This window comes from Coleofasciculus sp. E2-BRE-01, assembly GCF_040221695.1.
GTDB lineage: Bacteria > Cyanobacteriota > Cyanobacteriia > Cyanobacteriales > Coleofasciculaceae > Coleofasciculus.
Genome location: NZ_JAVKEA010000098.1, coordinates 27,636 through 50,699, shown reverse-complemented (window position 1 = coordinate 50,699; position 23,064 = coordinate 27,636). Strand labels below are relative to the sequence as shown.

Annotated in this window: 15 protein-coding genes; 6 read left to right on the top strand and 9 right to left on the bottom strand. The window is 46.2% G+C overall.

The features are described 5' to 3' along the window. Window positions 1–75: 75 nt before the first annotated feature. From RIG66_RS12120 to RIG66_RS12095, 6 genes are all read right to left on the bottom strand, one after another. The gene (locus RIG66_RS12120; RefSeq protein ID WP_446378338.1) at window positions 76–3,042 is read right to left on the bottom strand and encodes a mucoidy inhibitor MuiA family protein; all 2,967 of its coding nucleotides are present in this window, start codon (window positions 3,040–3,042) and stop codon (window positions 76–78) included. Between the two features lie 505 nt (window positions 3,043–3,547). Next, window positions 3,548–5,038 (bottom strand): calcium-binding protein, encoded by a 1,491-nt coding sequence (locus RIG66_RS12115; protein WP_446378336.1) that lies wholly within the window; start codon window positions 5,036–5,038, stop codon window positions 3,548–3,550. Between the two features lie 588 nt (window positions 5,039–5,626). Next, entirely contained in the window at window positions 5,627–9,703 is a 4,077-nt protein-coding gene (locus RIG66_RS12110) for a PAS domain S-box protein (RefSeq protein ID WP_446378334.1), read from the bottom strand. A 293-nt stretch (window positions 9,704–9,996) separates the two neighbouring features. Continuing rightward, window positions 9,997–11,319: a CO2 hydration protein gene (locus RIG66_RS12105; protein ID WP_446378332.1), complete on the bottom strand. Its 1,323-nt coding sequence runs from the start codon at window positions 11,317–11,319 to the stop codon at window positions 9,997–9,999. A 318-nt stretch (window positions 11,320–11,637) separates the two neighbouring features. After that, window positions 11,638–13,152, bottom strand: a complete 1,515-nt coding sequence (locus RIG66_RS12100; protein ID WP_446378330.1) for an NADH-quinone oxidoreductase subunit M — start codon at window positions 13,150–13,152, stop codon at window positions 11,638–11,640. A gap of 283 nt (window positions 13,153–13,435) precedes the next feature. Beyond that, the gene (locus RIG66_RS12095; protein WP_446378328.1) at window positions 13,436–15,298 is read right to left on the bottom strand and encodes an NAD(P)H-quinone oxidoreductase subunit F; all 1,863 of its coding nucleotides are present in this window, start codon (window positions 15,296–15,298) and stop codon (window positions 13,436–13,438) included. 371 nt (window positions 15,299–15,669) lie between these two features. Between RIG66_RS12095 and RIG66_RS12090 the strand changes: the two genes are divergently transcribed. Next, on the top strand, window positions 15,670–15,969 hold the full coding sequence (locus tag RIG66_RS12090) for a hypothetical protein (RefSeq protein WP_446378326.1): 300 nt from the start codon (window positions 15,670–15,672) through the stop codon (window positions 15,967–15,969). A 532-nt stretch (window positions 15,970–16,501) separates the two neighbouring features. Here the strand turns inward: RIG66_RS12090 and RIG66_RS12085 are convergent. The 3 genes from RIG66_RS12085 to RIG66_RS12075 form a co-directional block, all read right to left on the bottom strand. Then, window positions 16,502–18,040 (bottom strand): hypothetical protein, encoded by a 1,539-nt coding sequence (locus RIG66_RS12085; RefSeq protein ID WP_446378324.1) that lies wholly within the window; start codon window positions 18,038–18,040, stop codon window positions 16,502–16,504. Between the two features lie 20 nt (window positions 18,041–18,060). Continuing rightward, the gene (gene proS, locus RIG66_RS12080) at window positions 18,061–19,866 is read right to left on the bottom strand and encodes a proline--tRNA ligase (RefSeq protein ID WP_446378322.1); all 1,806 of its coding nucleotides are present in this window, start codon (window positions 19,864–19,866) and stop codon (window positions 18,061–18,063) included. Window positions 19,867–20,506: 640 nt separating this feature from the next. After that, entirely contained in the window at window positions 20,507–20,989 is a 483-nt protein-coding gene (locus RIG66_RS12075; protein ID WP_446378320.1) for a hypothetical protein, read from the bottom strand. A 299-nt stretch (window positions 20,990–21,288) separates the two neighbouring features. Between RIG66_RS12075 and RIG66_RS12070 the strand changes: the two genes are divergently transcribed. From RIG66_RS12070 to RIG66_RS12050, 5 genes are all read left to right on the top strand, one after another. Continuing rightward, window positions 21,289–21,531 (top strand): helix-turn-helix transcriptional regulator, encoded by a 243-nt coding sequence (locus tag RIG66_RS12070; RefSeq protein ID WP_446373621.1) that lies wholly within the window; start codon window positions 21,289–21,291, stop codon window positions 21,529–21,531. Next, on the top strand, window positions 21,506–21,775 hold the full coding sequence (locus tag RIG66_RS12065; RefSeq protein WP_446378318.1) for a helix-turn-helix transcriptional regulator: 270 nt from the start codon (window positions 21,506–21,508) through the stop codon (window positions 21,773–21,775). Before RIG66_RS12070 ends, RIG66_RS12065 begins: the two co-directional genes overlap by 26 nt. 67 nt (window positions 21,776–21,842) lie before the next feature. After that, entirely contained in the window at window positions 21,843–22,085 is a 243-nt protein-coding gene (locus tag RIG66_RS12060; RefSeq protein WP_446378316.1) for a hypothetical protein, read from the top strand. 381 nt (window positions 22,086–22,466) lie between these two features. Next, complete coding sequence (locus RIG66_RS12055; protein WP_446378314.1) at window positions 22,467–22,688, top strand: addiction module protein; 222 nt, start codon at window positions 22,467–22,469, stop codon at window positions 22,686–22,688. Further along, on the top strand, window positions 22,688–22,984 hold the full coding sequence (locus tag RIG66_RS12050) for a type II toxin-antitoxin system RelE/ParE family toxin (RefSeq protein ID WP_446378312.1): 297 nt from the start codon (window positions 22,688–22,690) through the stop codon (window positions 22,982–22,984). Before RIG66_RS12055 ends, RIG66_RS12050 begins: the two co-directional genes overlap by 1 nt. Window positions 22,985–23,064: the final 80 nt, after the last annotated feature.

Genomic DNA, 23,064 nt, shown 5'->3' with positions numbered 1-23,064 from the left:
GCGTAGTTTGTAGTAAGCACTTTAGTGCTATAATGCCTAACTTTAGAGGGCTGAGGTTCCCTCACTACGAACTAACTATTCTCGTCGATTCCCACCGATTACTTCATTATCGGCGTAGGTTTTAATCGTGTACTGTGCTGATAATTTTGCTTGTTGTTGACTGGGTACTTTTATCCGCCAGCGATATCCGCCTTGAATGGGTTTTTCTCGTTCCTCTTGTTCATATTTATGCCATTGAGGGGAAACTTTACCAAGTTCTACATCAACTTTTTCTCCTTCCTGGGGAACGGGAATCCGTTCTCGGATCTCAATCCGTGCTTCGTTGGCTAAATGGTTAGCAATGTCAATTGTAAGGTGGTGATAGAGTTCATTGAACGCAACTAATAACTGACTAGAACGTTTTTTCTGATACGTCGTATTTCGAGCCACTTTTATCCCTTGTTCGACGCCTAAACCCAATTCAATTTGTCCCTGGGTGGGTATGGTTGGTAATGTTGTGGATAAGATATACTCACCATCGATATAAACATCAACTGAACCGCTTAAAAGTGGGGCGTCTAGGGGATTACGCAGTTGGGCGATTCGGAAAACATTGGTATCTTCACGGGGAACGACAACATAGCGCAGGTTGACATCGGTACTTTGGCTAGTTAGTGCCACGGAATGAAATAGTCCATCTGAAGGAACATCCACCCGTCCATCGGCAGGGTAAGCATAATCAAAGGAACCTGCTGCTTCACGTACTGATATCCCACCATGCGGTAATGGGGTAGACAAACATTGGTGGGATTTTGATATAGCCTGATTGACGATTTCTAGGACATTGAATGTTACCAAAAACTGCTGTTGCTTAAAGAGTTCTAAATAGACTTCCTGCTGGTTTTGAAGCAGTAATTTACCTCGCTTATTGGGGTCATCTGCGCCGGGAAGTCGCATTAAATTGTAAGTCAGTAAGTCATTGTTAATCCAACCCTGTAGCGTTGGGAAACCCAAGGCTGAGTCTTGCACCCTCAGATAAATATTTTCCCCATACTGGGTTGGGGTAATCTCAACGAAGCAATTGACCAGACGCGCCTGAAACCGACGCTGAAACTGACTACTTTGCAATAGACGTTTGTTGATGTCTAAATTTGCCATGATTTTGACACGATTAGCCACGGCATTTTTAATCTTTCTTGGTAAGGGATCGAAGGCTGGCCGCAGTACGCCATCTTTACGGAAGCGAACCAGTAAAAATGTATCATGGGATTCGATGTGAATGTCGGAGACTCCCTCTTGTAAGGCTTTGATGAGAATACGATTCACAAAGTTAATTATCCCAGCACTCCCTTCATTCCAGTTGTCAGGTATGTCGTATTCTGTTTCTTCTGGTTCATCGGACAGGGTGTCTAGATTCTCCAAATCCTTACTAATACCTGTATGTTTAGCCGCTTCTTGTTCCTTCTCTTGTGCCAGTTTTTGATCCCGATATTGATTAATCAGATGCTGATAATCTTCCTGGGTAATTACCATCCGCCGCAACCCAATCCCTTGAGGACGAAGAATCCGGTTGAGATCATCTTGGGCATCCAGATTATCCGGATCAACCATTGCCACCAGAACTGATGGGGGTTGACCATCATTTTTGGATAACGGGACTAAACGATAACGACTACAGATGTCAATAGGAATTAGGCTTTCGATCAGTTCCTTGACTTGGTGACCCGAAATATCACTCAGTTCTGGATCAAGAGATTCAACACCATAAAGTGTTTTGAGTTCAAAGAGTTGCTGTTTCTTGTACTGGCGGATTAAGTCGGGTGGCAACTGACGCCCAGTAATTGATTCAAGGACATCGATTATAGATCGTCCCGATTTACGACTTTCTATCTGTGCTTGTTCTATCTGCCGTTCATCAACATAACCTAACTGTAGTAATCGATTGTAGAATGAACTGTTGAGTTTACTTGCTGGTTGTGTAAAGGCTCTTGGTGTTGAGGTTCTATTCTTTTGTAGATTTTCTCTTACAGTCTGTTTGCCTCCTAAGTTGAACTTTTGTACTGATGACACATTAATTGAAGATGATTCCAGGTTTTGGAACTGTTCAGATACAGTGACCATCTGCGGCTTCTGGCGGTCATAATCGGCAAACAGCATTGTTGCACCAAGGGGAGGTAAACGCCAACCGGATTTTCTGGGGACAGGCTGAGTGCGTCCTAACCGCAGTGAGGGTAATTCTGGCAACTCACACCACGTCATCGGGTTAGCGGTTGAGAGTTCCAAGCGAACTCCAGACCAATCTTCACCTGTACGCTGACACAGAAAAGCCCGAACCGCGATCGCACTGGTATTGGTGGTACTATCTAAACGGCATAAATAGGTAGGTGTCCAGCGTGCGCCAGGAACGAAATACTCGACAATTAATCGTTGCTGGGAAACCGTCACCTCCGCCGGATAACTTAAGCTGATAATCACCGTTTTTCGCAATTCGTGCGGTTTCACCTGTTGGGCTGTTGACGCTAGTTTATGTTTGTGCAATAACTCCTCTAAGTGGGTTTGTGCCTCCTGTAAGCTATTTTGGGTTTCCCGTCGTTCCTGAATACGGCTACGGATTTGCTCATCTTGAAAATTCGCGATCGCTAATCGGGCGGCTAGGGGTGAAGGGGGTGGTGCTTTTCCCGGTTCTGCTTCAGGTTGATTGGGTACATGAAGCTGTTTGAGGACAGAGATTTCGTTATCAATGAGGGCAATCATTTCTTGAATTCGCCGCACCTCGGCTTTGGCTTGGTGCAGTTGTTCCTCGGCGGGGGAGTTGGGGGTTTCTGGGGGAGAGGGAACTGTGAGACTGATGCGGATATCGGTAGGAATCACCGGATTGGCATTCCCCTCAACTTGCACTCGCACACTGCTATCATCCAGCGCCAGGGGAAGTCCCGAAATTTCTATTTGTTCTGGCGTTTCTCCATTCTCTAGGTGCAAATCGGCGATACGGCTAACGGTTGCACCAGCCGCATAGACTTTTACCTTTTCTATTTTCGAGGCGAGTTGGGTTATGTTCGGCATCGGATTATCTAGTGACTGATCCCAGGTACATTGTTCTATATCTCTGAGTCATCACCGGGATATGCACTTATGCCAGGTTGCTATACGTAGTGGCGTGGCACACCTAACTTGATGAATTAAGCTTACGCCCCGAAACCGTAGGGGCGCATAGACGTGCGCCCGATTCAATGGTAAGGTCTATTCCTTTAGTGTCAACTTAAGGCTGAAACCCTTACTTAATAAGAGATCCCCCTTCCGTCCCCCTATTAGATCCCCCTTCCGTCCCCCTTCAAAAGGGGGAGACCAAAGGATGCTTCGCTTTTTGTTCCATGGGGGATTTAGGGGGATCTAAACTTTGAGTGCTAGTCATACAAAGTCTTAAGTTGACACTAATGCAATGCCCACCTACCCCTAAGTAGTCGGACAAAGACTCAGACAAAAAAAGTGGGAGATACTTTGCATCTCCCGTTTGATTTGACTAGACTACTATGCAGACTAAGAAAGACTAAAACATCAGACGAAATATCTAGGCAGCGACAAAGATGTCATTCGCGTTATCGGCAAATGTGCTAGCAGACTGCCAACTCACGGTGGCTAACAAGTCGCTGCCTTGATAGATTTGGGCACCATTTGCACCATCAGCGAAACTCAACGCATTCACATCACTAACGATTAGAGACGTCTGACCAAGCTGGAAGTTATTAATCACATCGAATCCAACTCCTTGTGAGAGGACAACCTCGGCATCACCGTGACCCAGCCAGATGGTATCCTGACCAACACCACTATCAATGTAGTCAGCGCCATTGTTGGCACCATTGGCGTAAATGATGTCGTCGCCCTGGCCACCGAGAATATGATCAGGACATGAACCACCGTAGATTAAGTCATCACCACGACCACCGATAAGGGTATCTCTACCGCCATTTCCGTAAAGGGTGTCATCACCATTACCACCATCGAGATAATCTGTAGCAGAGCTACCGTATAGACCATCATCGCCACCTCTACCGAAGATGGTATCACCGCCGCCGTTACCGTAGAGAAGGTCGTTACCAGCGCCACCATCTAGATAATCACTCAGAGAACCGCCTGCGATGGTGTCATTACCGCCGTTACCTTCAAGATAATCATGACCCCCATTACCGTTGATTTGGTCATTTCCTCCGAGTCCGGCGATGATATCGTTTGCGCCAGTTCCATTCAGTTGTTCGTTCGCTGAGGTGCCAACTTGGGTGTAATTTAAAGGTAAATTTATATTCAGATCAATTGCGCCTTGATTACTGCTGAAGCCATCGACAGCAATCTGATAAGTCTGTCCAGCTTCAACGGCAAAGCTTAGTTGGCTTTGTAAACCAATACCACCGTCATCATTTTGGGCAACTGTGGTTAATCCATCGACGGCGTTGCCAGTAAAGGCACTGAGATAGGTATCATAATTACTACCATTTGTATCTATCGTTACTACACCATCAGCAGGCGCTCTCCAAGTCCACCACGATGAGTTGAGTTGACCCGATTGACCTGGTTCTCCAGTTTCTCCAGTAGCATATTCGTTCATTCCTTCAACCGCAACAGAGGCACCAACGACGCTAATTCTATCAGCAAAATTGTCATTGACTGGTGGTTGCACAGCATCAATGTTGAGATCAATCAAGCCTTCGCTGCTGCTCCAACCATCCACTGCAATATGATAGGTTTCGCCAGCAGTTGCATTCAGTAAAACTTCACTTTGTAAGCCAATACCACCGTCATCATTTTGAGCAACTGTGGTTAAGCTGTTAACAGCGTTACCTGTAAAGACGCTCAAGTAAGTGTCGTAGTTACTGCCATTTGTATCAATCGTGAATTGACCCGATGAAGGTGCTGTCCAAGACCACCAGACTGAATCAGTACTTCCACTTTGAGAGGGTTCACCTATCTCCCCAGTGGCTCCCACATTGGTTCCTCTTGTGCTGACTGAAGCACCGCTAAGTTGAATGCTATCTACAAAGTTGTCATTGATAGGATGAGACATTTATTTTTACTCCGTGAATTAGTTACGAGTTTTTTGTTGCTTTGGTGTAGTCTCCGAAAATAACGTAAACGACTGTGTTATTGAGGTTCGTTTCGCTGCTTTTCTCTGACCACAATTTAACTATAACTGTATTTTTACGGAGATCAATAAAGTTAAAATGAACTTTCTATAAAGATTTTGTGAAATTAAATTGTGCATAAAAACAAAAAACTCTCCCCGAAGGAAGAGTTAATTCATCTACCTACAAACTTGCATTAAAATTAATCGAGAAAAGGCATTTTTCTCTAATTTGCTAACAATTAATCTCAAGGGTTTACCCCTGTAGTTAACCCTGTAGAGTCAGCAAAGTTTTAAGTTTTGTAACAATGTTTACAGTTTTATTTGGGATGAGTTGGCATGATTAGATAAACGGCTTGGCTTAAAACTTAGGTTTCTCTAGTATTCAGTTTTATCAGCCAATGGCGCGTAATGGGTGAAAAATCCGGAGAGTTTACTAACTCTTCAAAGTTGTCACGAAATCTTTACAGACGTTTCATAGAATCAGCCTTAAAGCAGATTGACAAATAGACGTAATTAAGGTAATAAGAGTCATTTATTTCCCTGTTCCATTAACCGGGCGATCGCGTGAATTAAATCCTTGGGGGCAACAGGCTTAGGCAAATGCTGCTGAAATCCGGCGGCTAGGGCTTTTTGCTGATTGGAGTTTCCCGCATACGCCGTTAATGCGATCGCAGTGACATTCGCTTGGGGTAAGGACATGCCCCGAATCTGTTGCAATAAACGATACCCATCCATTTGGGGCATACCAATGTCACTCACCAGGATATCAAGGGTTAACTGGTTAAATTGTGATAACACCTCCTGTGCCGATGCCATTATGATCACCTCTGCCCCAGCTTGTTGCAAAATGATCCCTAGGAGTTCTCGTGTGTCTGCCTCATCATCGACAACCAGAACTCGTATCCCCTTCAAGGGAGTGGTATCGGACGTTTTCTGCCAATCATGGGCGTTATGTCTGATTCGTTGCTTTTTATCTGGAAGTAGGGGTAATCTGACAGTAAATGTTGCCCCCTGTCCTTCTCCTGGGCTTTCTGCCTGGATCATGCCATCATGTAAGTCCACAATATGACGTGCGATCGCGAGTCCTAATCCTAATCCCCCAAACTGGCGCGTCATCGAACTATCTGCTTGACGGAAATAGTCGAAAATATGAGGAAGAATATCGGCAGAGATTCCGATACCTGTGTCACTGACGGTAATCTGGGCAAAATCATCCACCTCTGCTAATGTCACATCCACCTGTCCCCCGGATGGAGTAAACTTCACCGCATTGGAGAGTAAATTCCACACCACTTGTTGTAACCGCCCAGAGTCCCCTTCAACCAAACCCACCTTACCGATAAAATGAGTCTGAATTTGAATCGATTTCGCCTCTGCCGCTAACTGCACTGTTTCAATCGCCGCTTTAATTGTGATCGCTAAATCAAGCCGATGACGAGTCAGAGAAACTTTTCCGCGCAGAATTCGGGCAACATCGAGTAAGTCATCCACTAACTGAATTTGAATCGTGGCATTACGTTCAATGGTTGCTAATGCCTTATCGGTTGCGGCTTGATCAAACTGACGACTGCGGAGTAGTTTTGTCCATCCCAGGATAGGATTCAGGGGAGAACGCAATTCATGAGACAAAATTGCCAGAAATTCATCTTTAATCCGGTTGGCAGACTCCGCCTCTTTACGGGCGGCACGTTCTCGTGCTAGAAGTTGTTCACGCTCCCGTTCTGCTTGTTTGCGTTCGGTGATATCCACAAATGCGCCAATCACACCGCGCACCTCACCGGAGTCGTGGTACAGGGGAACAGCTTTGCCATACAGGAAGCGCACTGTGCCATCCTCAAAGACAAATTCGATTTCATCGACAACCTCTTGCCCGGTTCTAGCCGCACGCTGCATGGGTAAGTCTTGGGGGAGAAATTCTTGTCCGTTTTTATATTGTTTAAAGGGCAGGGGATGGGAACCATCCGCAGGGGTTGCGGTTGTTACGGAACCGGGTGGCATTCTCATTAAATTGTACGCCGTCCGGTTAGCCGTCATCTGGTGACAGTCAGGATCATGGGCAATCCAAAGCGCCGCTGGGGTAATTTCCATTAACGTTTCTAACTCTTGCACTCTGGCGTGGGCAAAGGCTTCACTGATGCGTAAGGCGGCTTCTACCCGCTTGAGTTCAGAAATTTCCATCACGGTGACACCCACTCCCAATAGTTCACCATCGGGTAAGCAAACCGGGAAGTGATTGGCTAAAGTATGGCGATAAACACCGGGTTGAACTTCACCCTGAAACTCAAAGTTCAGCCTCGGTTGCTGAGTCTGTAAAATCTGATCCAGCAGGGGGACAAATTCAGGTGCCATCTGTGGCACAACTTCCCCGATAGTACGACCTAAATGTTGACTCAGGGGGATGCCATTCATTGTCGCTAAGGCTTCATTAGCATAGACATAGCGTAAGTCATGGTCAAAGAAGGCTATACCAATGGGGGAACTGGCAATAAAGGCATTGAGAACCGTTTCACTTTTGCGTAGTGCGAACTCGGCTTGTTTTTGTTCGGTAATATCGCTAAAGGAAATGGCGACACTATCGTCTAATTTGACTGCCATGTTGCGAAACCAGCCAACAATTCCTTCGGATTCGTAGCGCACTTCCATATCATGGGAGTTTCCGGTTTCTACGACGTTGACATACTGCTCAAATAAGTCACTATTGGTTTGATTCCCTGGCAGGATAGTAAGCAGGCGTTGACCGAGTAACTCGGAAACCGAATGATTCAGCATTTTTGCCGCCATGGGATTGACATAAGTCCACTCAAAATCAACAATGTTTCCGGCTGGATCGCGAAGGCTTTTGAGAATAGTAAACCCATCTAAGGACAGATCTTGGGCAACCCGAAATCGTTCTTGACTGAGGCGTAGCGCTTTCTTTGCCTGTTTACGTACAGTAATGTCTCGACAGATGGATTGAACGGTGGGCAAACCATCCAGCATAAATAGGGTGGAACTGACTTCAACGGGAATTTTTTGACCGTCTTTGGTGCGATGTACTGATTCGATAACGACTCGTTTCTCTTGCAACAATTTCTGGAAACTGAGGTTAATATCAGCTAAGGGGAAGTCCACTATATCCGCAACCGATAGGGTGAGGAGTTCTTGCCGGGTATAGCCTAACCGTTTACAAGCTTGTTCATTCACCTCAATGAATTGTCCGGGTTGATTGTCGGGAGTGAGAGGATAAACGAGTACCCAATCTTCCATGCCATTAAATAAGGTGCTAAAGCGCTGTTCTCTCTCCCGTAAAGCGGCTTCTGTTTGTTTGAGATCGGTAATATCGTTAATGAAGGCATAGAAGCCTTTCACATTCCCTTGCGGATCACTATCGGGGATATACTGCCTGCTAACATAGCGTGACTCCCCATCTTCAAACGGCATCCACATTTCAACCTTTACGGATTCACCCGCTAGGGCGGCTTCAATATCCCGGCGCATATATTCATAGACGGTTGCACCGACAAAGTCTGCCACAGATTGACCAATTAATTGTTCGGCTGGATATCCAAACCAAGTGGTAAAGGCACTATTGACGAAGCGGTAACGGCAATCTGAATCCACATACGCAATTAGCGCCGGAATTGCATCTGTAATTAAGCGCAAATCGGTTTCCCGTTGTTTCAGGGTGGCTTTTGTGTGCTGGCGATCGCTAATATCGATGGTGCTACCAATCACACGAATCGGATGTCCTTGATCATCTCGCGTCACCACCAGTCCTTGATCCAATATATGAATATAGTAGTTGTTTTTGTGCAGAACACGATATTCGACGTGATAGGAATCCCCCTGACTCAACGCCGTTGCTGTCTCCTGATCCATTCGTTGCACGTCATCAGGATGAATGCGATCGCGCCACCAGTTGACAGTGGGTTCGGCTTCGCTGAGGGAATAGCCTAAAATGTTGGTGAGTCCATCGGTTCGTTCTACTCGATTCGTGGTAATCTGCCAATCATAAATTAGCGCATTTACTGCCCGGGCAGCGAATTGGAATCGTTCGTTGGCAAGACGTAGGTATTCTTGCTGCTGGCGTAGTTCAGTTTCAATTTGTTTTTGTTCGGTGGCGTCGAATAATGTGCCGATTACCCGAATAGCTTTCCCGGTTTGATTCCGCAGAATATAGCCGCGATCTAAAATATGGGCATAGCTACCATCTGTCTTTTGATAGCGATACTCCGCCATCCAGCGATCGCCTGTACCCGCGAGTGTCTCTTTGAAGCTAGCGACAACCTTGTCGCGATCGTCGGGATGCAGGTGTTCAATCCACCATTCCCAGGAATATGCCGTTGACTGTGGGCGATCGCCTAAACGTTCATTGTATGCTGCGTTCCAGCTAATGATACCTTGTTCTAAGTCACACTCATAGATGGCATCTTTTGTCGCCCGCAGCACCAAAGACAGGCGTTCCTCCGTTTTCTGTAAGCGGGTTTCTATTGTCTGGCGCGTTTCTCGTTCCTGCGCCAGTTGCTGTTTATAGTCACCAATCTCGTCTTCTAACTCGCCCACTCGTTGTTGTAATGCCACAACTTGATCAAGAAGGGGGTTGGCTTCATTTTCTTCATTTTTCATCGTTTTACTCCTTCTGATCAAACCTGTGATGACTCCAACTCGATGGAAGCATCCTAATTTTAGATTGTAGAAGCTTGGCTGGAAGATGAGTTAATTCTGTAATATTCATACACCAATCCCTTTACTCTTGTGGGATTAGCGTCTTATTAAGACTAACGTTAATCCGTTTTAAAACTAGACTATGCAGATTTTAATTTTTTCACCTATATCTATGGGTATATTTATGTGTTAGACAGAGATCCCCAACTTCTTTGAGAAGTCGGGGATCTGGTAAGTAGGTTGATGGAAATAAATTACCGATAATCAGCCGTCTGAATATACTGTAACCGCGCCGCATCCCGGATTCCATACTCTGGGCGACAGAATCGGTCTAATTGCGCTTCAAAAAATGCCCGATTCGCCTGTAAATGCTTCGGATTTGGGTCATCTAAGGGATATAACAGTGCGGTTCGTAACGCCTGAAATACCGCCGATGTCACACAATACATCGATCGCTGAAAGGTAACACCAATTTGATTCAGGATATCACTTTCACGGCGACAGCGCTTTTCATAGAATTCTCGCAGATAAGGAGGTAGGAAATGTAACATATCCTGCATCAACAATGTCGGCGGAACGCCCGCCGAACCCACGGGGAATTTATCGGCATAGAGAACCCCATAATGGAAGTCTTTCTGATCACTGGGAACTTCCCCGGCTTGGGCATTATAGGACTTCGTACCCCTAAACGGTGCTGTACGATAAAATACCGACTCCACATAGGGAAGTGCCGCCTCATACAGCCAGGTAAACCCCTTGGACTTGGGAATCACTTCATAGCATTCCCCCTTAACATACACATGATGATAGATCGGACGACCCGCGATCGCGAATATGCCATTCACCAAAAAGTTCATCGCTTCGGGGACAGAGGTGATTTTTCCTTCATCGTAGAGATCAGACACCTCAAAGAACACCGGTGCCATGACTTCCCAAAATAGCCCCAACAGACTATAATAGGACGCCTGACGACACTGTTCGATAAACATTTCTGGGAACAGCTTATGCCATCCCAGCATCACCGGATTTCCTTTAAAATACGCCTCAATTGCCCGATTCGCATTGTCCTTATATTCCTGGGTATCCAGATACGGATCAAACTGATTCACCGGGGCGTACATATTCCGATGCCAAAGCATTGCCCGCATACAAGCTTCAGCGAACTCCATATTAATCCGGTCATGCCACAAGTGATGCAATAACTTGGGCATTTTCTGGGTTTCCCCTTTCTCAATAAATTCCCCAAGTTCCGGATGCGCCGTTGCTTGACCCCGCCAAATCCGTAAATCGGCATCATCCCCCGCATAATGATTATGGAGGTCTAAATATTCCTTGGGCAGGAAATATTTAAAGAAGGGAAACGGATTCAAAAAGACTCGTTCGCCAATATAAAGCAAATCCCGCCAATAGAAATCCATCGGCACCGCATACGCCTTCCAGATACCAATAATTTGCATTAAATTTTCTGGCGTATCGGGAACCATCGCCCCCCCAGCTTCCAAGCGATGCACAATATCCGCAAATTCATGCTGAGACGGAGGTAATTTCGTTGCTGGTTTGGTTGGAGTTTGTACCATGGTTATCAAGTTTTTATTTTTTCATTTTGAATGTGTAGGGGCGGGTTTGACAACTATCGTTTCTTCCCCCACCCAGATGTAACTAAACCCGCCCCGAATGAGTGGTGTAGGGGCGGGTTTTACCAATAACGTTTCGGATCAAACCCCTAACTTAACTAAACCCGCCCATTGTTTACGTCAAAGAACTACATAAGACGTAGCTTGCTTCTCGATGAAAGCGAGTATGACGAATGACTAATGACAGATGACGAATGACTAATGACAAATGACAGATGACGAATGACTAATGACTAATGACAAATGACTAATGACAAATGACTAATGACGAATAACTAATGACGAATCCGCCATCGCCACATTTTGATCAACCTGAGTCGGCACCGCCGAAACAATCGCATTCGTCGTCGTTTCTGTCCACCGAACTAACCAAACCGGTTGAATACCCAGGAAGAAAATAATCACCGCCAAAATAATCGCAGGTGCCTGTTCATCCCAGAGAACTTTCGGATAGTAAGCCTTACGATTATCCAGCTTGCCAAAACAAGTACGATTCAGCAGAATCACAAAATAAACCGCCGTCAACCCGGACGCAAAAATACATAAAATGGTTTGCCAAGGAAACACCACATAACTTCCTTGAAACACCAGAAACTCTGCCACAAATCCGACTAAACCGGGAATCCCCGCACTTGCCATTCCCCCTAAAATCAGTAACGCACTCACCAAGGGTAAACCCCGCGTGGGATTCATCAACCCATTCAAAACATCCAACTCGCGAGTTCCCACCTTAGTTTCCACTACCCCAACCAAATAAAACAGAATCGCCAGAATAATCCCATGACTCACCATCTGAGTAATACACCCCAAAAGACTCAACGGCGTTAACGCAGCGGCGGCGACAACAATATACCCCATGTGACCAATTGAACTATACGCCACCATCCGTTTAATATCTTTTTGCGCGATCGCACTCAATGCACCATACAATACACTCACCACGCCAACAATTGACAATCCCGGCGCTACCAATGACCAGGCTTCGGGAAACAATTGTAACCCATAGCGTACCAACCCATAAGTTCCCATCTTCGCCACAACCCCTCCTAACAGAATTGCCACCACGGGTGACGCTTCCACATAAGCATCGGGTAACCAGGTATGTAAGGGAACCAGGGGAATTTTAATTCCAAATCCTACCAATAAAATGGTCAGCAGAATCAACTGAGTCGTTAACGATAACCCTTGAGTTTGAATCGCCTCATAATTAAAGCTAGTGGAATTACTCAGCCACGTAATCCCCAAAAATGCCGCCAAAATCAGAATTCCAGACACAGCGGTATAGATGAGAAACTTCATCGCCGCATATTCCCGCTTGCTTCCCCCCCAAATTGCAATTAACAGGTACAAGGGAATCAACACCAATTCATAGAATAGGACAAACAGCAACAAATTCTGTGCCAGAAACGCCCCAGTAACCCCTGCATTCACCAACAAAATCAGGGCATATTTAAGGCGCAGCCGTTCCACATCAACGCGGCTACTAAAAATAACCACCCAATTCAACAAACTCCCCAACGCCAGCAACGGAAACGATAAACCATCCGCCCCTAACTTGTAGGATAATCCCAATTGCGGAATCCAGGTCAACTCCTCTTGAAACTGCCAACCGGAATAGGTGATATCAAACTGCGTGGCTAACCACAACGTCACCAGAACAATCGCCGTCGCCACCGCCAAAGCAATCGCCCGGAGTCGTGTTTGTGCCACCTTTCCCGGCAAAAACCCGATAATAATCGCACCAACAACAGGTAACCCAATCAGCGTACTCAGCATAATTCTGTCAAAAATTCCAACTCAAAACGCTTCCACTTAAGAGGGGCGAGTTGATCAATCTCTAACTAACTAGAAATGATTCCAGTTCAACCCACCCCGAAACCCTCAAACCTCAAAACACGCTATCCCACGTCTCCCCATTTAACATCCCTCTAAACAGTGAACACATCCATTCCTCCACCACCTCACTTAACCCCTCTGCGTCCCTCTGCGCTAACCTCTGCGTTCCTCTGCGTTAAAAAAACACATCTTTCACCACCAACCACTCCGACAAAAACGTAAATTATCCACCAACAATCAGCGAAAGACGCGACAGAATCGGCAAACTCAACAGAAAGCCCAATAACGCCACCCCCAACAAAATCGTCAACGCATAAAACTGGGTTTGACCCGAAACATTATACTTCAAGCTTTGCCCACTAAACACCGTCATAAAGGCGACTAAATTAGCCAAACCATCCACAATATAACGGTCAACCCAAGAAATAGTTCTGGAAATCAAATCAACCAGAAACACTATCGTTACCCGATACAACTTTTGGGTATATAAATCGTAGGCAAAAAAGTCTTGCAACGCCTTTGAACCAAATCGAATCGGCTTTTCCACCTGGTTACTCAGATACAAATACGCCGCTGCACCGCCACCAATTGCACTCGACAATACCAACGAACCCGCCACTGTAGGATTCAAGCTTACCCATTCCGGTAACAGTTGCCATGTTCCCAATAGTAACGGAACATGTAACGTAACCCCCATCAGCAGTATCATCGGAAATAGCATGGGCCAATGTGCTTCAGGCGATCGCTGTGCCATTTCTTTAGCTTGTCCACCGAAGACTAACCCGAAGACACGGAATAGACTAAACGAAGCTAACGCATTCACCACTAACACCAGGGCAAATAATTTCGGGTGACTGGTAAACAGAGAATCCCCCAACTGTAAAAACGCCCAAAATCCGCCCAGAGGAGGAACCGCAATCAATCCAGCCGCCCCCACCAGATAAGACAAGCCACAAGCTGGGCGTTTTGCCCATAACCCGCCCAATTGCGTCACATCCTGAGTAATACTGTTCCAAATAACCGCCCCGGTACTCATCACCAATAACCCCATGGCGACGGCATACGTCAACATTAATAATAGGGCGGTTTGGATTTGTCCCGTACCCACGGCGATAAACACCAATCCCAAATAAGCACTCACCAAATAGGATAGAGTACGCTTAATATCAACCTGTGCGATCGCGACCATCGTACCACCCACTGCGGTTACCGCACCAATTAAAATGACAGCGGATACCGCAACCGGAGAGATAGCAATTACGGGTTGCAGTTTAATCAACACCCACGCCCCCGTACAGACCACCACAGCATTCCGTAGAATGGTACTGGGAACCGGTCCTTCCATGGCTTCATCTAACCATAAATGCAGGGGAAATTGAGCGCATTTACCCATAGGACCGGCAATTAATGCCAACCCCACTAATGCAGCGACTTTCGGATCAAGATTAACCGTACTTGCCCAGTCTGCCAATTGCGAAAAATTCCAGGTTTTGGATAGGGGATAAATCCCAATCACGCCCATTAATAGGACTAAATCGCCTACCCGTTTGGTCAGAAATGCATCTCTCGCCCCCGTTACCACCAAGGATTGATTAAACCAAAATCCGACTAAAAGATAGGTTCCCAGGGTGAGAATTTCCAGGATAATATAGCTGAAAAACAAGGAATTACACAGAACAAGGGCGCACATTCCCGCTTCAAACAACGCCAGCAACGAATAGAACCGCGCCCATCCCCAATCGGTTTCTAGGTAACCAATGGCATAGATTTGGGCGAGGAAATTCAACCCCGTAATCACCATCGTCGCCCCAATCGTAACCGCCGACATTTCTACGGGAATGGATAAATCCAAATCAACCACCTGTAGCCACGGAATCACAACCGATTGAGCCGGTTGATTCCAGATGGCGAGTAATGCCAACAACCCATGCAAAAAAGCGATGAAGGTCATCAATAGATTAATATAGCCTGCGGGTCTCGGTCCGGTACGATTGATAATTGCCGGAGACCAAGGGACGGCTAAAATTGCACCTAATAGGGCATAGCAAGGTATTAACCAGGCAGAGTCAAGGAAAAACTGAGTCATCGACATGACCTCTTGGGGGTATACAAATTTTCTCTTCAGTGCTAATGGACGTGAAGAGACCCTGATAAACAGGTATTTTTACTTAACGGTTAATTTTTTTGAAGTTTTCTAAGATTAGTCTATAGTGTAATGGGTTGATGGTAAAGTTCAAACAAAGCAATTAGACAATCTGATAATCAAAGCGATAATCCCCATCTATCAAAGCGCTGGGAGATGAGGGATCTGGGGGAGCTGTGGTTGTAGAGACGTTCCGGTGGAACGTCTGGGAGATAGGGGAAATTGTGTAGGGGCGGGTTTCACTACTATCTTTTGAAATGGTGCGTTACGCTTACGCTAACGCACCCTACACCTTGACCAATGACCAATGACCAATGACCAATGACAAAGTAAAATGGAGTGTTTTACTGGGAATACTTGCAATACTGTGGGTTGTAGCATTTCCGGCTGAGGCGTCGGTGTGTCGCACAATCAAGGATCACAATATTTGTATTCTAAGTATCAAGCGCTCCGCTAAGTATTATTGGCGGTATCGAGCCGCTGTGAGTATTGATGGAGTAAAACGTCCTGTAGAGATATATAATTGTCGCGATCGCACCCGGATTCGCCAGGATGGAATAGTGGTTTCATTTGAACCGGATGGCGCTGGAGAGTTTATTTGTAGTTTCTTTTAGAATACCCCAGACATCCTTTGATATCAAAATAGTTAGCGTTAAAAAAAGTTCTAATGTATAGATATCAATGAACATTTGTTGAGGCTAACTACCAACATCAATAAACAGTTGTAGGGGCGACCCGCTGATATTAATGAACACCCCCAATCCACTCAATCGACTCGGGTCGCCCTGTCGCCTAACCTCAAACTTAAATCTATAATCCCAATGAGTAATAATGTTTTCACAAATTCTAATAATTGGCAGGATTGGATCGTCGTATGTGGCTATATCAGCTTTACTATTTTTATCCTTTGGCAAGTTTTAAAACCTCGGTAATTAAGGAACCCCTTTTTTGCCCTGGCGACTAGAAGTCGCCGCTACACAAATGTATGCGAAGCCTTCCCGAAGGGTAGTTCGCCTGCGCGGACTAGCTTACTAAACAGCTTATCAGGGAAAATGTACCATTGCTCCCCCAGCTCCCTCTGCTCCCCCTGCTTCTCATCTTAAGTTGACACCAATAACTGACGTGCGCCCTACCCTATGTTCTAGGCTAAGCGTCTTTGTGATCAGAACATAGTGTTTCACAACCTACCCGATCATCAAGTTTAGGTAACTTGAGCAAAACCCCAGCAAAAAACCAATAATAAACCTCCACCGGATCAACAGCCAGAGGATAATAATAGGTATTGTAACTAATAAATAAAACAAACACCCAAAGACACAAGCCTAACCGTTGTAAAGACGAATCTTGAACTGACCGATATGCCTTAAACGTCAAAAACGTCAGCAAAGACACCAGCGCCAGAAAAGCCAAAACCCCAATCGGACCAATTTCGTAAAACAATTTGGCATAATAGGTTTCAATCAGTTGAGTTTCTCCTAAGCGACGTGCCGCATTCGTTGCTCGTCCTAAACCATGTCCCAATATTCCCTCTTGTCTACTCAATACCCACTGAAATTGATCCAGCATAAACGTATGTGGTGGAGACGCCTCCCAGCGATCAACAAAACTAATCACTCGTTCTTCTACCTTTCCCAAGGTTCGAGTAATCCAAATCGCTAAAAGCACCCCAATTCCTACTTTAATCGGTAGCCATCCCTTATGCCGATCCGTGAGTAATACTAACAGAACAAACGTCGCCGGAACGATCGCCAAAGCAATTCGTTGACCCGAAATGACCGCCGCCGCCAAGACTGCAACCATCGCCACCCACCCCACGAGTCGCCAACGACGAGACGGATCACTGACACTCGCCCCATACGTGAAAAAGGCACTGGAAATGAGAAACCAACCCCATTGCCAAGGTGCAACAAATGTACCCGGTAAACGAATTAACCCGACTTTAGGATTGTATAACAGAGAACCGCCGACTAAACATCTTACCTGTAAACTGGCTCTGTAAACAGCTTCTCCGGTCAAACTATTGCTACTGGGACATAAACCAGTAACTAGCCACAGATATTGGAGAAACGCCAAGCTACAGCAGATAAGGATCACAATTAAGTGTAAACGAGTCAGGAAAAATAAATCCGTGCGATCGCGAATCAGATAATACCCACAAAAGAGTAAGGGAATATACCCCACTAGCCCTTTTAATCCTAAAATTCCCATCAGAAAGGGACTTCCTTTGACCTGGGGATCAAACTCCTGGGGTACATTAATCAACAGGAACGTAATTAACGCCACCCCTAGCACAACCGCGATCGCGATTAATAAGGGTTTGAGAATCGATCGCGGTAGTAGCTTCCAGAACGAATCCCGCGACTGAATCAGGGCAATTAAGGCGGGAATGTAAAAGGCATCTTTAATTAAATGAAAGAGGGGATGATTCCCGGAGTAGGCGATTCTCTCACCCAGGGATTGGTAAACATCACCCAGCGAATAAATAATGCTCCCGCTGAAGGGAAGATAAATCAGCAGTCCCCATAATCCAATTCGGGGATACTTATAGGAAAGGATAGAGAAAAAAACCAGGGCAGTACAGGCAATACCTGTCTGAAATCCACCGACTAGACCCAACATTACACCCATAAAGGCAGAAATATAAAGTGCCACTATGATGAATCGAGTCAGTGCTGCCTTATTCATTTCAGTATTAATTGTGGAGGTTACGTTAATGCCGCGTCAAGCCATTGTTTAACGGTAGAAGCAACCTGATCCAGGGGCAATTCTTGAGACTGGTGAGTTGCCCGCACTACAACTTCTACTTTACCCTGTTTCAGCGATCGCCCAGTGACAATTCGATAGGGAATGCCAATCAGATCCGCGTCTTTGAACTTCACACCCGCCCGTTCATCGCGGTCATCGAGTAAGGTTTCTACACCAGCTTGCCACAACTGCTGGTAAAGTGTCTCGGCGGCGTCCATCTGTTTGGCGTCGGAGATATTGGGAACAGTAATAATCGCGTGGTAGGGTGCGATCGCGGGTGACCAAATAATTCCATCCTTATCATAGGATTGTTCAACCGCCGCTTGCGCCAGTCGCGATACGCCTACACCATAACATCCCATATAAAGGGGATTTTCTTCCCCCGCTTCGTTGGTGTACGTCGCACCCATGGCTTTAGAATATTTAGTGCCTAACTGAAAAATATGTCCGGCTTCAATCCCCCTGGCGCTGTGCAGGATTTGGCTGGGATCATGAATCGCGCGATCGCCTGCTTTGGCTGTCCGCAAATCTACCACCTGTTTAGGTAAGGCGAAGGGTTCACCCCAATTCGCACCAACGACGTGATAATTGGTTTCATTCGCCCCAGTGACAAAATTTTTCAGGTCAACGGCTGTATTATCAACTAAGCGTACAAATCTCGGTGCGACATCGCTAGCAGGGCGGATATAATCATCATCTAAATCCGGGGCGATATAGCCGACAGGGAGGGGTTTAGACGCCCATTTTGCCTGGGTGGTGGCGTCGGGAACGGTTAGGGCGATGAGGGCGTTGGCGTTATACTGATCAGCTAAACGGACTAATTCATTTTGCAATTTTACGTCGTTAACCTCTTGATCGCCTCGGATACTGATGATTACCAGTACCGTCATCCCATTGTCATAAACGGCTTGGTAGAGGACATTTTTCAAGACGTTGGTTGGCGAACAGTTGAGGAATTGACACAGGGAGTCAATGGTGGATGTTTTGGGGGTTTCCCGTTTTTCGCAAGTCTCAAAGGGAGACGGTTCAGCATCCGCCGGGAGGGAACTGGCTTTTTCCACATTGGCAGAATAGTTCCCATCCTCAGTGTAGAGAATCTCATCTTCGCCGATATCCGCCAGAATCATAAATTCTTGGGAACCGGAACCACCAATCGCCCCCGGATCAGCTTCCACGGCGCGAAAGGCTAAACCACAACGGCTGATCATGTTGCGATAGGCTTGATCCATGTCCTGATAGGTTTTTTTCAGGCTGTCTTCATCAGCGTGGAAGGAATAGCCATCTTTCATAATAAATTCTCGTCCCCGCATCAGTCCAAACCGAGGGCGGATTTCATCTCTAAATTTGGTTTGAATTTGGTAGAGGTGGAGGGGAAGTTGGCGATAGGAACGGATCATCTCACGGGCGATGGTGGTGATTACCTCTTCGTGAGTGGGTCCGAGTCCGAGTTCTCGGTTTTGGCGATCGGTGAGGGCGAACATGATCCCCTCGGCTTTAGTATAGGTGTCCCAGCGCCCAGATTCTCGCCACAGGTCAGAGGGTTGGAGTTGGGGAAGTAAGCATTCTTGGGCGCCAGTGGCGTTCATTTCTTCCCGAACAATTTGGGAGACTTTTTGGAGAACGCGCCACATCAGGGGGAGATAAGCGTAGATTCCGCTACCGATGCGACGGATATAGCCAGCGCGAACCAGGAGTTTATGGCTGGGGATTTCGGCTTCGGCTGGGTCTTCCCGGAGGGTGACGAGTAGCATTTGAGAGAGTCGCATCGTGAGGTTCCCTTTTTTAGTACGATCAATCTCTCAGTTTAGAGTATTGGCTGTCCGGGTTAGGCGGGAAGGGGGGATTGGGTCTTCTTTTCCACAATATATGGTGCAATGAAGGGAGATTGTGTAGGGGCGGGTTTCACTACTATCTTTTCGGTTGTATCCAGATGTGACTAAACCTGCCCAGACCGTCCATGTTTGGTCTCTACAATAGTTTCTAAACTTCCCCTGAAAAGTCAGGATGAGGTGCGGTGCGATCGCAAGTTAGCATGAGTGTAGTGGAATGTGACCATAATACAAATTGCGCCTACTATCCGAAAGGAGGCGCTATAATAAGTAGAGTTTCTAAAACAATAAAAACATGCAAAGGATCTTTTTCCGAACCTTTGCTATGGTTTTAGTTGTTTTGGCTTTCGTTGAGAAAGAAGTTGTCAAGCATCCGGAGTTAATCGAGTGCGCGATTACGGCCATAATCGCTATACCCGATAAAGCTAAGGATAAAAGCAGCCACCTCAGCGACGGATTAACAACTAGCCGTAGCGAGCAAAGGCGTTAAATCGCCTAATCCGAGCCAGCCTTCTGGCTTGGATTTTTTTATTGCTCACTAAACCTAGTATACACATATCTAGATCAAGATACAATGTCACTCTTTAGCGGTAGAAGTCACCGCATCCGCATCGAAAACCACCTCAAACTGTGCATCAGGCATCCACTTTGCCAGAAAGCGCTGGTGATTTTCAGCTTCTGTGCGGCTGTAGAACCGAGCAACCGTATAATGTTGAGCATTGGGCAAAAGCCTCACCAGTGTCCAAGGATAATGCTGTTGATGCCAAAAGCTGTGGTTAGACTTAGGAGATGGTTCGGCTGTGCGCCCACATCCCCGATGCTCCAAGATAGAATCAATTATCGCTAAAAGTCGCTCTCGCTGTGGCGTTCCATCATTGGGTAACAAACTCCACTCATTGATTGGCGCGGGTAGCCAAGTTAACTTGTAAGTCACTGAATCTTTGCTAATCTGCCAAGACAGGTGGCGTGGCTGTTTACAGCAGTTGAAACCATCTGCACGAAAAGACGCAACGATCCTGTCGCCTTCAGCTTGCAGGCGAAGCCATTGAGTATGTTTCATTGTTATGATTTGAGTTAGTGTTTTTTAGCTAAGGGCGATCTGGCATAAACGTAAATATGCGATCGCCCCTTCTCTATGGAAGGCTTTCTCAGGACTTACGCACGAGGCGATTGAAATCGCAGCTACACATAAGGGCAGTATAGCCCCATGCTTAAACATGAGGGCAACGTGCTTCGTGTGAGAAACTACCCATAGAGGGATAGGGAAGCAGGAAGTATGGGGACTTCTCTTATGCGTTTCCCTATCACTTGTGTTTGTTTATGGTTACTAAAGTGACCGAATGTCACTCGCCTAATAGAATGGTAAACGATAAAAACTCAGAACGCAACCCAGAATTGCCAATTCTTAAGGAAGTAAGAGAGCGACTGGGAATGACCCAGGAACAAATAGCTGACTGCTTGGGAATATCGCGCAGAACAGTCATCCGTCATGAAGCAGGCGAACGAGTTATAAAACTGAACTTTGCTCAGATCCGACGATTGAAAGAACTTCTCGAACAGGCGGGAATGTCAATTGATGACTTACCCGATAATATTGACTGAGGCGATATCAGTTCATCGGATGTCTCAAGACTCTAACTTGCCAACTCTTAGACAAGTTCGTGAACGCCTGAATATGACTCAGGAAGAATTTGCGCGTGAACTGGGGACAACAACCCGAACCATTGGACGTCACGAAAGAGGAGAACACAAGCTGAGGTTGACTTTGGGGCAAATCAAACGTTTGAAAGAACTTCTCGAACAAGCAGGAATGTCAATCGACGACTTACCCGACGATATTGATTGAGACGGTATCAGTTCATCCGGTGGCTCAAGACTAGGCAGCAATAGGGATAGAGTAAGACTAAGAGACGGTGTGCGATCGCGTGTTTTGGGGTGGAGAGTGCGATCGCACATCAAGTCTTCCTATATTACAAAACAACCTGACTGTAGGGGCGTATGGCATACGCCCATCAAACTATCGGCTAGAACCGCAACCTTGGAGGGCGCACGTCGGTGCGCCCCTACCTAAATTGAATACGATGTCACGCTTGAGCGGTAGAAGTCAGCGCATCCGCATCGAAAACATCGATGACTTACCCGACGATATTGGCTGAGGCGGTATCAGTTCATCGGATATCTCAAGACTAGACAAAAACAGGAATAGAGTAAGACTGAGAGAGAGTGCGATCGCAAATCAAGCCTTATAGGATCAGAGGGTATGCCATCAGAGTCGAAGGTTGTACCCATTACGCTTTTTGCCTATCACCGCTCAAACCCTTACTGGATGAGGCTTTAACCTAGGTGTAGTACATCGGCACCGGGGAAAGTTCAGTTTAAAGTGCGATCGCGCTATCATAGATACTCAACACAGGCATTCTGGTCTTAAAAGCTGTTTAAATAACCCACAGCTTAATCGCCAGCTTTTCTATCTAGGCGTTTCAGCGTAAGCAACCCCGGTCTAAAGACACGGGGTTTCCCACAACGAAGGAGTTTTTATGAATATTACAGCAACATTGAATGAAATTGTATCTCTCAGCATTGAAGAGAGAATCCGTCTGGTACAAGCAATCTGGGATAGTATTGCAGCCGAGCAAGTCTATCCCGATCTAACAGAGAGGCAAAAACAGGAACTTGATCATCGAATTGATGACTATGAAATAAATCCGGACAATGTAATGACTTGGGAGGAAATAAAAGGATCGATTCAGGGGCAGTAATGAATTACGCACTGGTATTTCGCCCGGAAGTTCGTGAAGAGCTTAACGACGCATATCGTTGGTACGAGAGCCAAAAACGAGGACTTGGTGATGAGTTTTTGGACTGTGTGGATGAGATGCTAAATCGTATTTGTCTGATACCAGAGTCTTATGCCATCGTATATCGTGATGTCCGGCGGGCAGTAGTGCGACGTTTTCCTTATGCCGTGTACTATCGGATTGTATCAAGTCGGGTAATTGTGACGGCAATTTTTCATAGTCGGCGAGATCCCAAGTCGTGGCAGGCACGAACTTAACTTGGACTGGATAGAAACATAGATAGAGTAAGACTGATAGAAGGTGTGCGATCGCGTGTTTTGGGGTGAGTCCGTGCGAT

What these genes read in the sequence shown, in the direction of transcription:
- RIG66_RS12120 (WP_446378338.1), bottom strand. Translation starts at nt 3,042, where the DNA reads ATGCCGAACATAACCCAACTCGCCTCGAAAATAGAAAAGGTAAAAGTC.
- RIG66_RS12115 (WP_446378336.1), bottom strand. Translation starts at nt 5,038, where the DNA reads ATGTCTCATCCTATCAATGACAACTTTGTAGATAGCATTCAACTTAGC.
- RIG66_RS12110 (WP_446378334.1), bottom strand. Translation starts at nt 9,703, where the DNA reads ATGAAAAATGAAGAAAATGAAGCCAACCCCCTTCTTGATCAAGTTGTG.
- RIG66_RS12105 (WP_446378332.1), bottom strand. Translation starts at nt 11,319, where the DNA reads ATGGTACAAACTCCAACCAAACCAGCAACGAAATTACCTCCGTCTCAG.
- RIG66_RS12100 (WP_446378330.1), bottom strand. Translation starts at nt 13,152, where the DNA reads ATGCTGAGTACGCTGATTGGGTTACCTGTTGTTGGTGCGATTATTATC.
- RIG66_RS12095 (WP_446378328.1), bottom strand. Translation starts at nt 15,298, where the DNA reads ATGACTCAGTTTTTCCTTGACTCTGCCTGGTTAATACCTTGCTATGCC.
- RIG66_RS12090 (WP_446378326.1), top strand. Translation starts at nt 15,670, where the DNA reads ATGACCAATGACAAAGTAAAATGGAGTGTTTTACTGGGAATACTTGCA.
- RIG66_RS12085 (WP_446378324.1), bottom strand. Translation starts at nt 18,040, where the DNA reads ATGAATAAGGCAGCACTGACTCGATTCATCATAGTGGCACTTTATATT.
- proS (WP_446378322.1), bottom strand. Translation starts at nt 19,866, where the DNA reads ATGCGACTCTCTCAAATGCTACTCGTCACCCTCCGGGAAGACCCAGCC.
- RIG66_RS12075 (WP_446378320.1), bottom strand. Translation starts at nt 20,989, where the DNA reads ATGAAACATACTCAATGGCTTCGCCTGCAAGCTGAAGGCGACAGGATC.
- RIG66_RS12070 (WP_446373621.1), top strand. Translation starts at nt 21,289, where the DNA reads ATGGTAAACGATAAAAACTCAGAACGCAACCCAGAATTGCCAATTCTT.
- RIG66_RS12065 (WP_446378318.1), top strand. Translation starts at nt 21,506, where the DNA reads ATGACTTACCCGATAATATTGACTGAGGCGATATCAGTTCATCGGATG.
- RIG66_RS12055 (WP_446378314.1), top strand. Translation starts at nt 22,467, where the DNA reads ATGAATATTACAGCAACATTGAATGAAATTGTATCTCTCAGCATTGAA.
- RIG66_RS12050 (WP_446378312.1), top strand. Translation starts at nt 22,688, where the DNA reads ATGAATTACGCACTGGTATTTCGCCCGGAAGTTCGTGAAGAGCTTAAC.